Source organism: Mesorhizobium sp. M0060, from assembly GCF_040323155.1.
Taxonomy (GTDB): Bacteria; Pseudomonadota; Alphaproteobacteria; order Rhizobiales; family Rhizobiaceae; genus Mesorhizobium.
In genome coordinates, this window is sequence record NZ_JAMYUP010000007.1 from 49,234 (window position 1) to 63,620 (window position 14,387).

The 14,387-nt window shown below is 64.9% G+C and carries 8 protein-coding genes; 1 reads left to right on the forward strand and 7 read right to left on the reverse strand.

Annotated elements, in window-relative coordinates:
- Positions 1 to 82 precede the first annotated feature (82 nt).
- From NKJ94_RS09635 to NKJ94_RS09650, 4 genes are all read right to left on the reverse strand, one after another.
- The gene (locus NKJ94_RS09635; protein ID WP_352524540.1) at positions 83 to 967 is read right to left on the reverse strand and encodes a transglutaminase family protein; all 885 of its coding nucleotides are present in this window, start codon (positions 965 to 967) and stop codon (positions 83 to 85) included.
- Positions 968 to 974: 7 nt separating this feature from the next.
- The gene (locus NKJ94_RS09640) at positions 975 to 3,386 is read right to left on the reverse strand and encodes a circularly permuted type 2 ATP-grasp protein (RefSeq protein WP_352524541.1); all 2,412 of its coding nucleotides are present in this window, start codon (positions 3,384 to 3,386) and stop codon (positions 975 to 977) included.
- Positions 3,387 to 3,392: 6 nt separating this feature from the next.
- On the reverse strand, positions 3,393 to 6,770 hold the full coding sequence (locus NKJ94_RS09645; protein ID WP_352524542.1) for a transglutaminase family protein: 3,378 nt from the start codon (positions 6,768 to 6,770) through the stop codon (positions 3,393 to 3,395).
- Between the two features lie 110 nt (positions 6,771 to 6,880).
- Positions 6,881 to 8,071: an acyl-CoA dehydrogenase gene (locus tag NKJ94_RS09650; RefSeq protein ID WP_352524544.1), complete on the reverse strand. Its 1,191-nt coding sequence runs from the start codon at positions 8,069 to 8,071 to the stop codon at positions 6,881 to 6,883.
- 110 nt (positions 8,072 to 8,181) lie between these two features.
- Here NKJ94_RS09650 and NKJ94_RS09655 point away from each other — a divergent pair, with 110 nt between their 5' ends.
- Entirely contained in the window at positions 8,182 to 9,087 is a 906-nt protein-coding gene (locus NKJ94_RS09655) for a LysR family transcriptional regulator (protein WP_352524546.1), read from the forward strand.
- Positions 9,088 to 9,276: 189 nt separating this feature from the next.
- On the opposite strand, the gene NKJ94_RS09660 is transcribed toward NKJ94_RS09655, so the two are convergent.
- From NKJ94_RS09660 to NKJ94_RS09670, 3 genes are all read right to left on the reverse strand, one after another.
- On the reverse strand, positions 9,277 to 11,589 hold the full coding sequence (locus NKJ94_RS09660; protein WP_352524548.1) for a Tex family protein: 2,313 nt from the start codon (positions 11,587 to 11,589) through the stop codon (positions 9,277 to 9,279).
- Positions 11,590 to 11,921: 332 nt separating this feature from the next.
- On the reverse strand, positions 11,922 to 13,103 hold the full coding sequence (locus NKJ94_RS09665; RefSeq protein ID WP_352524549.1) for a serine hydrolase domain-containing protein: 1,182 nt from the start codon (positions 13,101 to 13,103) through the stop codon (positions 11,922 to 11,924).
- A gap of 28 nt (positions 13,104 to 13,131) precedes the next feature.
- Entirely contained in the window at positions 13,132 to 14,328 is a 1,197-nt protein-coding gene (locus NKJ94_RS09670; RefSeq protein WP_352524550.1) for a serine hydrolase domain-containing protein, read from the reverse strand.
- Positions 14,329 to 14,387: the final 59 nt, after the last annotated feature.

Genomic DNA, 14,387 nt, shown 5'->3' on the forward strand with positions numbered 1-14,387 from the left:
CCGCTTGCTGGCTGCGGGTTCCACCGCCTCTCGATTGCCAGGACAGCCTATCGACGACGCCGTGCAACGAGGAAGTGCGTCGTCACGCCTTTTCGAGCACGACCGGTATGACGTCGACTGCCTGCTCGCCAACCTGCCCGCCCGTGGTTTTCAGCACGCCGACGATCGGCGCCACGTCCGAGTAGTCGCGGCCATAGCCGACCGTGATATGGTCGTTGCTTGCCCGCATGCCGTTGGTCGGATCGAATTCCTGCCAGCAGGTATCGCGCCCGCACCACACCTTGACCCAGGCATGCATGGCGTCGGCGCCTTCGAGCCGCGGCTTTCCGCGTGGCGGGATGGTACGCAGGAACCCGCTGACATAGCCTGCAGGAATGCCGAGGCCGCGCAGGCCGGCGATCATGATGTGGGAAAAATCCTGGCAGACGCCGCGCTTCAGGCCGAAGGCGTCGCTGGCCCGCGTCTGCACGGTGGTCGCCTCGCCATCATAGGTGAAATCGCGGTGAATGCGGTTGCACAGAGCCATGGCCGTGCCGACCGTCGAACTGCCGGCACTGTCTTTCGCATAGGCAGTGATTGCCGCGTCGATGCCGGCATGATCGCTGGCGGCCAGAAAATGATGCGGCGAAGCCGGCGCCAGCGAGTGCACCGCGCCGAGTTCTTCCCTCAGCCGGCGTATGTCCGGCGATACGTCAAGCCCGGGCTCCGGCCGCGACACTGAAACACGCGCGCTCATCCTGATATCGAGCGCATCATGCGCGTCACGAAAGGCGATCGAGGTGACACTGTTGCCGAAAAAGTCGGAAAAGTCGGAGCGTTCGCTGGGCGCCGGCACAAAAGACAGTGAAGCGGCGATGACGCGCTGCACGCCAGGGATGGTCGGCGGCAACACGCGCACCTGATGGCGGCCGCCGCCGGCCGCCGCATCATAGTCGGAACGCAGGTGAAGCCTGATGTCGTAGAGCATGCCGTCTCTACCCGAAATAGGCTTTGGAGAGGCTGTTGTAGAGGCCGCCGATTTCATTGGCGAGATCGCCGAGGGCCTTGGTCGTCATGTCCGAGGGCTCCTTGATAGCGATCGACGTGTTGAGCTGCAAGATTTCCTTGGCCGCCGGCGACATATGGCCTTCACCGCCGACAGCGGGCAGCAGCGCGATTTCGGCCTTCAGCCGTTCGAGCTGGAAAAGGATTGAGCGCGGGTTGAGCGGATCGAGCGCCAGAAGGTCGACCACCGTGCGCCGTCCCGCCTGCACCGGATATTGCCGACGGTGGGTCATGACGCTGTCGCCGATCTCCAGCATCATGTCGAGCGCGCCTTCCGGCGCCTGGGCTCTGGTCAGCCGGGCGAGCGTGCGGGCGATCTGGATGCCACGTTCCAGCCTGCGGCCGATTTCCAGGAAACGCCAGCCGGTGAAGCGGTACATGTTCTCATGCAGCAGGCCGGAAAACCCGGCCAGCTTGCGCAGGATGACCGTCATTGCCCTTGTCGCGTCGTCGCCCGGCGCCACTGTCGCGGCAAATTGATGGATGGTCTTCGACAGATCCTTCAATGCCAGCCATCCATCGGGCGAGAAGCGGTCGCGGATCTGCCCGGCGCTGTAAACCGCGCTGTCCAGCGTGCCGATCAGCCCCAATGGGATTGCCGTCTCGACGTCGATGCCGAAGGGCGCGAGATAGTCTCTGATGTCGGCGAGCAGCGGCATCTCGGGATCGGATGTCTCGGCCAGCCGCACGTGGTAGGCGCGCAGAATGCGCACCGTGTCTTCCGATCGCTCGATATAGCGGCCGAGCCATGTCAGGTTCTCCGCCGCGCGGCTGGGCAGGCTGCCCGGCAAGGTGCGCGTGAAGCTATCATGCTCCTGCGGCAGCAGCGTCTCGCGCTCCACCGGCCTGTCGCTGACCACCCATACATCCGCCGCCTGGCCGCCGCGCTGCATGGCGATCGCCGTCGGGTCGAGCGAAAAACCGACACGGGCGAAACCGCCGGGCATCACCGTCCAGCCTTCCGGCGTCCGCGCCAGATAGACGCGCAGGCTTGCCGGCCGCGGCTCCAGCCAGCCGCCGACATAGACCGGGGTGGTCGAAAGCGTCACTGCTTCCTGGCCGACGAAGTCGCCGCCGTCCCGCTCGATCCGGGCAACGAGTTCGGCCCGCTCCTCGGCCGACAGCGCCGAACCGAGCTTGGTCGAGCCGTCGTCCTCGAAGGCAAGCCGTGTCGACAACGCCGGGCCGATCACCATGCGATCGATATTGGCGAGCACATGCCGACGTTCGGTCTCCTGCCCGCACCACCATGTCGCGACGGTCGGCAGCAGCAGCTCCTCGTTGCGCAGGGCGCGCGAAATCTTCGGCAGGAAGGCGAGCAGCGCGCGTGTCTCCATCAGGCCGGAGCCCAACGCGTTGACGGCCGAAACCGCCCCTTGCCGGATCGCTTCGACCAGCCCCGGCGTGCCGATCTGGGAATCCGGCCGCAATTCAAGCGGATCAGCGAAGGCGGCGTCGAGCCGCCGCCACAGCACGCTCACCGGCATCAGCCCCGAAACCGTGCGCACCATCAGCCTGCCGCCTGAGACGGTCAGGTCCTCGCCCTCGAGCAGCATGATGCCGAGATAGCGCGCGATATAGGCATGTTCGTAATAGGTTTCGTTCAGCGGTCCCGGCGTCAGGATGGCGACACGGCCGCCGGTCTCCTTGGCCATGCCGTTCAGCGCGTCGCGGAAGCGACGGAAAAAGCCGGCCAAGCGGTGCACATGCATCTCGCCATAGATGTCGGACAGCGCGCGCGTGGTGGCGACGCGGTTCTCCAGTGCAAAGCCGGCGCCCGACGGCGCCTGCGTGCGATCGCCAAGCACCCACCAGCGGCCGTCCGGACCACGGCCGAGCTCGAACGCGCAGAAGTGCAGGAAATGGCCGCTGGCCGGCCTGGTGCCGACGACGGGCCGCAAATATTCCGGGCTGGCCGCGATCAATCCAGCCGGCAGAATGTCTTTCTCGACCAGCCGGTTGGGCCCATAAATGTCGGCGATGGTCTCCTCGAACAGATCGGCGCGCTGGACCAGGCCGGCGCTGATGTCAGCCCATTCCTGCTCCTCGATCAGCAGCGGCACATGCGCCAGCGGCCATTCCCGTTCATTGGCGCCGGCCTTGTCATAGACGCGGTAATAGACACCGGCATCGCGCAGATACTGGTCGGCGCGGGCGAAGCGCTGGGCAAGCTTTTCCGGCCCTAGTTCCTCCAGTGCCTCGATGAAGTGACGCCAGGCCGGCCGCGGATTGCCCGACGCATCGACCATCTCGTCGACGGCGCCGTCGATTGGCTGGTAGTGCGCCAGCAGATTGTGGGTCTGCGGCTTGCTGCGCAGCTTCTTGTGATTCCCCTTCGCCATTGCTGATCAGAGTCTTTGCGGCCGCCGAAGGTCAAGGGTCATCGGGAAATCTTCAGAGGCTTCTTCGTTGCGCAGCACATAGCTGGACGGCGTGTGGCCACGCGGCTCGAAGCGGGCGAGCCGTCGCGCCTCCGCTTCGTTGCCATTGACCGGGAACGTGTCGTAGCTGCGCCCGCCGGGATGCGCGACATGATAGACGCAACCGCCGACCGCGCGGCCCGACCAGCGGTCATAGATGTCGAAAACCAGCGGCGTGTTGACCGGTAGCGCCGGATGCAGGCCCGAAGCCGGCTGCCAGGCCTTGAAGCGAACGCCCGCCACCGCGATTTCGCGGTTGTCGGTCACCTTCATCGGCACCAGGCGGCCATTGCAGACGATGGCGTGACGCTCCGGGTTGAGCCCTTCGGTCTTCACCTGCAGCCGCTCGACGGAGGAATCGACGAAGCGCACCGTGCCGCCGATCGCCCCTTGCTCGCCCATCACATGCCACGGCTCCAGTGCCTGCCTGAGCTCCAGCTTGATGCCGGCATGCTGGACCTCGCCGCAGAACGGGAAGCGGAATTCGAGTTGGGCGTCGAACCATTTCGGACGGAAGGCAAAACCGTTCAGCTTGAGGTCGTCGAGCACGTCGAGAAAGTCAGCCCAGACGTAATGCGGCAGCATGAAACGATCGTGCAGGGACGTGCCCCAGCGCACGAAACGGCCGTCGAGCGGGTTCTTCCAGGCCCGGGCGATGATGGCGCGCACGAGCAATTGCTGCGCCAGGCTCATGCGTGCGTTGGGCGGCATCTCGAAGCCGCGGAATTCGACCAGCCCTAGCCGGCCGGTCGGGCCATCGGGTGAAAACAGCTTGTCGATGCAGATTTCCGAGCGGTGGGTATTTCCCGTTACGTCGGTCAGGAGGTTGCGGAACAGCCGGTCGATCAGCCACGGCAGGGGTGCCGCGCCCTTGTCCGGATGCGGCACCTGCGCCATCGCGATTTCGAGCTCATAGAGCGAATCGTGGCGCGCCTCGTCGAAGCGCGGCGCCTGGCTGGTCGGGCCGATGAACAGGCCGGAGAACAGATAAGAGAGCGACGGATGCCGCTGCCACTGCAGCACCAGGCTCTTCAACAGGTCGGGCCGGCGCAGGAACGGACTGTCATTGGGTGTGGCGCCGCCGACGACGACATGATTGCCGCCGCCGGTGCCGGTGTGGCGGCCGTCGATCATGAATTTGTCGGCGCCAAGCCGCGTCTGCCGCGCCTCTTCGTAGATCGCCGTTGTCGTCGCCACGCAATCCTGCCAATTCGCGGCTGGATGGATGTTCACCTCGATGACACCGGGATCCGGAGCCACACGGATGACGTTGAGGCGCGGATCGTGCGGCGGGCCGTAGCCCTCGATATGTACCGGCAGGCCGATCGCCTTTGCAGCGTTCTCCGCCGCCGCGACCAGTTCGAGATAATCCTCCAGCGCCTCGACCGGCGGCATGAACACGCAAAGTCGGCCGTCGCGCGGCTCGACCGAAAGCGCGGTGCGCACGGCGCCGCCGATCTCAGTGATCTCCTGTTCGACACGATCCTGCTGGCCGGTGGCGGCCGTGAAGGAGACCGCCTGCTGGCGGCGCGCCATTTCGTCGGCGCCTTCCAGTTCGGCCGGTGCCGCCTCTGACAAAGGAGCGGCCTCAGGCAAAATAGCCTCGCGCGCCGGCAGCGGTCCGCGCGGCAGCGATGGATCGACCGGCACGATATAGGGAAACTGCGCCGGCGGCACGTAGGGCAGCGTGCCGAGCGGCAGGCGATAGCCGACCGGAGAATCGCCCGGCACCAGGAACAGCCTGCCGCGCCGCGTCTTCCATTTCTCCGAGCGCCAGCGCGGTTCGGACGCCTGGCTGTTCCAGCGCTGGACGGGCAGCACATAGCCCGACGGCTTGGTCAGCCCGCGTTCGAACACCCGCGCCATGCGGCTGCGCTCCTCCGGGTCCTCCAGCTTCGAGTTGGACGGATCGACATTCTTCGGCAGCTTGCCTTCCTTGAGCAGCCATTCGGCCGGATCCTCATAGGCTTCGCTGACCATGGTCTTGTCGATGCCGAGTTCATCGGCAATCGCCGTCAGCAGGCTTTCGGCCTGCTTCGGTCCGACATCCGCTTCGCTCTTTTCATGCGCGATCAGCGACGGGTCGCTCCACACCGGCTCGCCATCGGTGCGCCAGTAGAGCGAGAACGTCCAGCGCGGCAGGCTTTCGCCGGGGTACCACTTGCCCTGGCCGTAGTGCAGGAAGCCGCCGGGCGCGAAGCGCTCGCGCAGTCGGCGGATCAGCGCATCGGCCTTTCCCCGCTTGGTCGGCCCGACGGCTGCCGTGTTCCACTCGGCCGCCTCAAAATCGTCGATCGAGACGAAGGTCGGCTCACCGCCCATGGTCAGCCGCACGTCGCCGGCCTGGAGCGCGGCATCGACCTCGACGCCCAGCGCGTCCAGTGCTTGCCAGCTTTCGTCGGAGAACGGCTTGGTGATGCGTGGGTGCTCGGCGATGCGGTCGACCCGCATGTCGAAGCCGAACTCGACATTGGCGAAGCTCGCCATGCCGGAAATGGGTGCTGCATTGCGGAAATGCGGCGTCGCCGCGAGCGGCACATGGCTTTCGCCGGTGAGCAGGCCGGAGGTAGGGTCGAAACCGATCCAGCCGGCGCCCGGCAGATAGACCTCGCACCAGGCATGGAGGTCAGTGAAATCGGTCGCGGTGCCGGGCGGCCCGTCAAGCGCGACAAGGTCGGGTTTGAGCTGGATCAGGTAGCCGGAGACGAAACGCGCGGCGATGCCGAGGTTCCTCAGGATCTGCACCAGGAGCCAGCTTGAATCCCGGCACGATCCCTTGCCGGCGGCCAGCGTTTCCTCGGGCGAGAACACGCCGGTTTCCATGCGCACGATGTAGGCGATTTCGCGCTGCAGCCTGGCATTGAGGTCGACGACAAAGTTGACGGTGTTGGTCGGGCTGCGGTCGATGCTCTTCAGGAACGCCTGCAACAGCACCCCTGCCGGCTCGGGCGTCCGGTAGATGGTGAGATCGTCCCTGATCTCTTCGGGGTATTCGAATGGGAACGTTTCGGCCGACGGCTCGACGAAGAAATCGAATGGATTGTAGACCGTCATGTCGGCAACGAGATCGACCTCGATCTTCAATTCCGTCACCGGCTCGGGGAAGACGAAGCGGGCCAGGAAATTGCCGTAGGGATCCTGCTGCAGATTGACGAAGTGGTTTGCCGGCCCGACCCTCAGCGAATGGCTGAGCACCTTGGTGCGGGAATGCGGCGCCGGCTGCAGCCTGACGATTTGAGGGCCGAGGACGACCGGCCGGTCATATTTGTAATGGGTCAGGTGGTAGACGGCTGCCAGAATTGCCATAGGGCCTCGAAAGTCGGCTTTTCATAAGAACTCGCCGAACCCTGACACAAATGGCGGGCATTCTCCAAGCAGATGTTGCGGTGCACCTAATTTAAGCGACGGCTAGCGGCTCAGAAAAACGCCTGTATCCCCGTCTGCGCGCGTCCGAGGATCAACGCATGCACGTCATGCGTACCCTCATAGGTGTTGACGGTTTCAAGGTTCTGGGCGTGGCGCATGACGTGATAGCCGATCTGGATGCCATTGCCGCCATGCATGTCGCGGGCCTGGCGGGCGATGTCGAGCGCCTTGCCGCAATTGTTGCGCTTGACGATCGAGATCATCTCCGGCGCCATCTTGCCTTCATCCATCAGCCGCCCGACCCGCAGGCTGCCCTGCAGGCCGAGCGCGATCTCGGTCTGCATATCGGCGAGCTTCTTCTGGAACAGCTGCGTGCCGGCCAGCGGCTTGCCGAACTGCTTGCGATCGAGGCCATATTGGCGGGCGCGGTGCCAGCAATCCTCCGCCGCGCCCATTGCACCCCAGGAAATGCCGTAGCGCGCCCGGTTGAGGCAGCCGAACGGACCTTTGAGGCCCGAGACATTGGGCAGCAAGGAGTCTTCGCCGACCTCGACGCCTTCCATCACCACTTCGCCGGTGATCGACGCGCGCAGCGACAGCTTGCCGCCGATTTTCGGCGCCGACAGTCCCTTCATGCCATTTTCCAGCACGAAGCCGCGAATCTCGTTGTCATGCGCGGCCGATTTTGCCCAGACGACGAAAACGTCGGCGATCGGCGCGTTGGAAATCCACATTTTCGAGCCGGAGAGCTTGTAGCCGCTCGCGGTCTTCTCGGCCCGCGTCTTCATGCCGCCCGGGTCGGAACCGGCATCCGACTCGGTCAGGCCGAAACAACCGATCCATTCGCCCGACGCCAGCTTCGGCAGGTATTTCCTGCGCTGCTCTTCCGAGCCGTAGGCATGGATCGGATACATCACCAGCGACGACTGCACGCTCATCATCGAGCGATAGCCGGAATCGATGCGCTCGACCTCGCGCGCCACCAGCCCGTAGGTGACATAATTGGCGCCGAGCCCACCATATTCTTCCGGAATGGTGATGCCGAGCAGCCCGGCTTCGCCCATCTCGCGGAAGATGCCGGCATCGGTCTTTTCCTCGAGATAGGCTTCCTCGATCTTCGGAGCGAGCTTATCGGCGGCAAATGCCGCCGCGCCATCTCGCACCATACGCTCGTCTTCCGAAAGCTGATCCTCGATCAGGAAAGGATCATCCCAGACGAATGCGTTCTTGTCGGCGGCCATGGCTCTCGGTCCTCAAAAACAAAAATCTTCAAGTGCGCGGCTTATCGGCTCCTGGCCCGAAAAAATCAAACGAAATTGCTTCACCGACCAATGACCGTTAGTAATGGATCATGAATGTCCAGCGCCGCCTTCTACCTGGTATCAGCGCCCTTGCCGCCTTCGAGGCGGTGGCCCGGCTGGGCAGCTTTACCGCTGCCGCGCAGGAACTCGATCTGACCCAGGGCGCCGTCAGCCGGCAGATCAAACTGTTGGAAGATCAGTTCGGCCGCCGGCTGTTCGAGCGCGACAGCCGCAATGTCCGGCTGTCGGCGGCAGGCGAACTCTATGCCGAGGCGGTGCGCTCAGCGCTTGGCCAATTGCGCGACGCCGCCCTTGGATTGATGAGCAATCGGCATAGTGGCATCTTGAACCTCGCCATCCTGCCGACCTTCGGCACCCGCTGGCTGATGCCGCTCATTCCGGATTTCGTCGAAAACAACCCCGACATCACCATCAACTTCGTCACCCGCGTCGGTCGCTTCGACTTCGCTCGCGAACGGCTCGACGCCGCTGTCCATTACGGCCTGGCCGACTGGCCGGATGCCGACTCCATGCTCCTGATGCGCGAGACGGTGGCGCCGGTGGTCTCGCCCGACTTTCTGGCCGGCCGCGCTATCGTCACAGCCGCCGACATCGGCCGCCTGCCGCTGTTGCACATGGCGACCCGCCCCGGCGCCTGGGCGGAGTGGTTCGCGTATCAAGGGCTGAGCGCGCCAACCGGGCCAGGCATGCAGTTCGAGCAATTCGGCACCGCCGCCCAGGCCTGCATGGCCGGGCTCGGCGTGGCCCTGCTGCCGCAGATCCTGATATCGGGCGAGCTGCAGCGCGGTCAGCTCGTACCGGCTCCCGGCCGGCCGATGGAGAGCCGCAGCGCCTATTATCTCGTCGTGCCGCACGACAAGCGCGGCCATCCGCCGGTCGCCAGCTTTCGCGATTGGCTGCTCATGCATGTGGCCAAAAAATCAGAAGCGGTTTGAGGTAGACGCAAAAAACCGCCTTTGGAGGGCGGGTCGCTGGCGCAAACACCATGACTAAATTAGTAGCATAGCTGCCGGCACAAAGCAAGAACAAAATTCCGCAAAGTCGCGTTCACGAATCGCTTCGCGCCACGCCGAACCGGACTGGCCGCTCCGCTCCGGGTCGCAAAAACGATTGCCACAAAACACCTACCTCCGTTTCAGCGCCTCCGACAGAGCGGCGCCAAACGCGCCCTGCTGCGCCGGCCGCTCCGGCTGACGCTGAGGCGCCGGCGCGCGCGGCACCGGCCTGTTGCCATTGTCACGCGGCTTCGGTGCGCCACCGTCGCCGTCCTTGCGCATCGACAGGCCGATGCGCTTGCGCTTGATGTCGACGTCGACGACACGCACCTTGACCACGTCACCGGCCTTGACCACCTCATGCGCGTCCTTGACGAAACGGTCGGCCAGTTGCGAGACGTGCACCAATCCATCCTGATGCACGCCGATATCGACGAATGCGCCGAAGGCCGCGACATTGGTGACGGTGCCTTCCAAAAGCATGCCGGGCTTCAGATCCTTGATGTCGTCGACGCCGTCGGCAAAGGTCGCGGTCTTGAAACCGGGGCGCGGATCGCGGCCGGGTTTTTCCAGCTCCGCCAGGATGTCGCGCACTGTCGGCAGGCCGAAGCGCTCGTCGACGAAGACGCGCGGGTCGAGCGCCTTGAGTGCGGCGCTGTCGCCCATCAGCGAGCGTACGTCGCGCCGGCAGGCCGCAACAATCTTTTTCGCCACGCCATAGGCTTCCGGATGCACGGCCGAGGCATCAAGAGGTTCGGTGCCGTTCGGAATGCGCAGGAACCCGGCGCATTGCTCGAACGCGCGGGGTCCAAGGCGGGAGACCTTCAACAGTTCGCGGCGGCTGGCGAACGGGCCGGAGACGTCGCGATGCGCAACGATCGCCTCGGCCAGCGATGCGCCGAGACCCGAAACCCGCGCCAGAAGCGGTGCCGACGCCGTGTTGAGATCGACACCGACGGCGTTGACCGCGTCTTCCACCACCGCTTCCAGCGAGCGGCCGAGCCGGTACTGGTCGACATCGTGCTGGTACTGGCCGACGCCTATCGACTTCGGCTCGATCTTGACCAGTTCGGCGAGCGGATCCTGCAGGCGCCGCGCGATCGACACCGCACCGCGCAGCGACACGTCGAGGCCTGGAAATTCAGCTGCCGCCGTGGCGGAAGCGGAATAGACCGAGGCACCAGCCTCGCTGACGATCACCTTGAGCGGCTTCGGCCCGGAGCCAGCAGGCATGTCAGCCAGCATATCGGCCACCAGCCGCTCGGTCTCGCGGCTGCCGGTGCCGTTGCCGATCGAAATCAGCTCGACCTTGTGCAGGCGGATGAGCTTGGCCAGCTCGGACTGCGTGCCGCGCACGTCGTTCTTCGGCGGAAACGGATAGACCGTTGTCGTCACCAGAACCTTGCCGGTGCCATCCACCACCGCTACCTTGACGCCGGTGCGGATGCCGGGGTCGAGCCCCATTGTGGCGCGCGAGCCGGCGGGTGCTGCGAGCAGCAAATCCTTCAGATTACGGGCGAAGACATGGATCGCCTCCTCCTCGGCCCGCTCGCGCAGATCCCGCATCAAATCGAGTGTCAGATGCAGCGACAGCTTTATGCGCCAGGTCCAGCCGGCCACCTCCATCAGCCAGCGGTCGCCCGGCAACTGGCGGCCGATGGCGTAGGCATCGGCAATCATCCGCTCGACCGGCTTCACCGGCGAGGCATCGTCGGCATCGACCTCAATGTCGAGCGACAGGACCTCCTCGTTGCGGCCGCGCAGCATCGCCAGCGCGCGATGGCTCGGCACGTTGGCCCAGCGCTCGACATGGTCGAAATAGTCGGAGAATTTCGCGCCGGCCTCCTGCTTGCCGTCGACGACACGTGAGCGCATGAAGGCGCGCTCCTTCATATAGGTCCGCAGTCTGCCGACCAGATCGGCATTCTCGGCGAACTGTTCGGACAGGATATCGCGCGCGCCTTCCAGCGCCGCCTTGGCGTCGGCCACCTCCTCTTTGATATAGGCCAGCGCCAGTTCGCCGGGCACGGCAGCACGGTCGGCGAGGATGGCCTCGGCCAACGGCCCCAGCCCACGTTCGCGCGCGATCTCGGCCTTGGTCCGGCGTTTCGGCTTGTAAGGCAGGTAGATGTCTTCGAGCTCCGCCTTGGTGACGGCGGCAGCGATTTTCGCCTCGAGCTCCTCGGTCAGCTTACCCTGCTCGCGGATCGAACCAAGGATGGTGTCGCGGCGCGCGTCGAGCTCGCGCAGATAGGCGAGCCGCTCGGCAAGATCGCGCAGTTGCGTGTCGTCGAGGCCGCCGGTGACCTCCTTGCGGTAGCGCGCCACGAACGGCACGGTCGCGCCGTCGTCCAGCAGTCCGATCGCTGCCGCGGCCTGTTCCGGCCGCGCGCCGATCTCGGCGGCTATGATCGTTGCGATGCGCTTACTGTCGGATGCCATGTCGGCCCTCGCGTTGGTCGAAAAGAACGGCGACCATAGGCGGAGACGCCCGCTGCGCCAACCGCAGCGTTTCAACCGCTTGAGAGGTCCACAGGAAAGCGGAGGGTTGGGTGCGCCTGAACCAGCAGCGTTGGCGCCGCCCCTCACCTGCCTGCCGGCATCCTCTCCCCGTATAGGGACGGGGAGAGGGCGCTGCCATCGGCGATTTCGCCGATCGCCGGCGTTGCAAGGATGGCGCCAGCGTTGCGGCCAGCCCCTTCTCCCCGTTCTTCGCGGGGAGAAGGTCCCGGCAGGGGGTTGAGGGGCGGCTCCGACTTCGACCACTGCCCCCGCTAAACCATCCGGCTCAGCGCCTCGAAGAAGGAAATCATGTCGAGATCGAGCTGATCGTCGACCGGCTTCGGCTGCGACGACATCTTTGCGATCACCACTTCGGCCTTCGGATTGACGTAGAGCCACTGGCCGTGGATGCCGATACCGTAGAAGGCGCCGCTTTCCGCCCCCGTCTGGTACCATTTGTTGCGGTAGCGGCCCTGCGGAAACAGGAACGCCATCGTGCCGCGCCGCCAGGCCTCGGCGTCACCGCCTGCGACGGTCGTGTCGCGCACCCAGCTTTCAGGGACGATGCGGCGGCCATTGGCCACGCCGCCTTGCCGCATCATCTCGCCGACGCGCGCAAGGTCGCGCGGCGTCACCGAAATGCCGCCGGCCGCGCGCGCCGTACCTTCCATGTCCAGAGTCACCGATGCCTCGCTGGCGGCGCCGAGCGGCAGCCACAATTTTTCCCGCATCAGATCGGCGAAGCGCCGGCCGGATGCGCGCTCGATCAGGATGCCGAGCAGGTCGGAGTTGGGCGAGCGGTAGCGGAACGTCCGGCCATGCGGCTCCTCCAGACGCTGCAGCGTCATGATGAAGGCTGCCAGGCTCTCTGTACCGCCGCCAGGATTCCACAGCGTCGCGCGACGGTAGCGGGCGAATGCGCTTTCCGGATCGAGATAGGCCTCTTCGAAATCGAGGCTTACCGTCATGTCGAGCACATGCCGCACGCTCGCATCGCCATAGGCCGAACCGGCGGCTTCGGGCAGATAGCGGGTCACCGGTGCGTCCGGATCGAAAATCCCCTCACCTTCCAATATGCCGGCAACAATGGCGGTCAGCGACTTGCTGAGCGAAAAGACGATGTGGCGGGCGCCGAAATCCATATGCGGTGCGTACCAGTCGCCGACGAATTTGCCGCCTTTCATGATCGTCAGCGCGTCGGTAGCGGAGCGCCTGAGAAAGGCTGTGACGCTCTCAGGGCCACCGGCCAGCGCGACCTTTTCGCCGAGCAGCCCGCCGAAATCCTGCACCGGCACCTCGCCGCCACCCGGCTTTGCCGCAACGCTCATGCTCGGCACCAGCTCACCGACATTCTGGAACGACCACCGGCTGAACGGGCTTTCCCGCCAATTGCCGAGCAGCACCTCATTGCGGGCAAAGCCATATCTGGTCTCGAACGCGGTCTTGCCGGTCATGATGGTCCTTGCGGATTTTCTTTGAGGCTCAGCCGACCGCAGCGGCAATGGCATGCACCGCCTTCAGCGTCGCCACCGAATAGCCGATGTTGGTGAAATCCGGATAGCTCGAAAGCTTCACCACGACCATTCTCGTATCCCAGTCGATATGGATCAGCTGCCCGAACACGCCCCGGCACATCAGCGCGCGCGAGCGCGGGTCCTCGATCCAGAACTGGTTGTGATAGCTGCCTTCCGGCAGGCTGGGACTGAAATCCGGTCCATGCCTGCCGTTGCGCGTCGCCTCGATCCAGTCGGCCGGCACGATGCCGCCCCCATTGTCGAGGATCAGCTGGCCGAAGCGGCCATAGTCGCGCAGCGTGGCGTTGAAGCCCCCGTCGGCGACCGCATAACCGGCGCTGTCGACGGTAAAGCAGGCACTTTCATCGGCGCCGAGTTTTTGCCAGAGTTCGTCCGAAACCAGCTGCGCCAGCCGTTTGCCGCTCACCCGTTCCATGATGAAGGCAAGCACGTCGGTCTCGATCGAGCGGTATTCGAAGGCAGCGCCGTGCGGCCGGCTCTTTTCCTTGAGCCCCAGGATCAGTTCGAACATATGCGATGGCCAGCGGAAGGCCGGATCGCTGCCCGGCGGCACCGGCTTCCAGCCGGTGGCGACATCGACCTGGCCGATATCGGAATAGGGGTCGGTGTATTCCTCGGAAAAGCGCACCCCGCTCGTCATGTCGAGCACATGCTGCACGCTGGCGCCTGCCCAGCCGGTCGCTTCCAGCTCCGGCAGATAGGCCGTCACCGGCAGGGCCGGATCGATCAGCCCGCGCCCGACCAGTATGCCGAACACCGAGGCCGTGACAGACTTCGCCATCGACTGTGATAGATGCAGCGTGCGTTCGGCCATGCCGTTGAAATAGCGCTCATAGGCGACCTTGCCGTCCTTGAGCACGAGAAACCCGTCCGTATAGGTCTCATCGAGCAGTCCGGCGAGCGTAGTCGGCTGCCCCATGCTGTCATTCACCGACAGCGCGTCGAGATCGACCTCGGCGCGCTCGAAGCGATGCCGATGGCCATTGCCGCGCCAGACTTCGACGGTCGGCAGAAATTCGCGGATGTGCTGGAACGCCCAACGATTCCATGGCGGCCGGTCCCAGTCGAGCTTCGGCGGCACCATCTGCGGCGGCGAACCCTGCATGATCGGCGGCGCCGGTTCGCTGTTGCGATAAGATTTCATCCAATCCCCTTGTCGCAAAGAAGGGAGGCCGAAGCCTCCCTTCGATCGATCCCACGTCG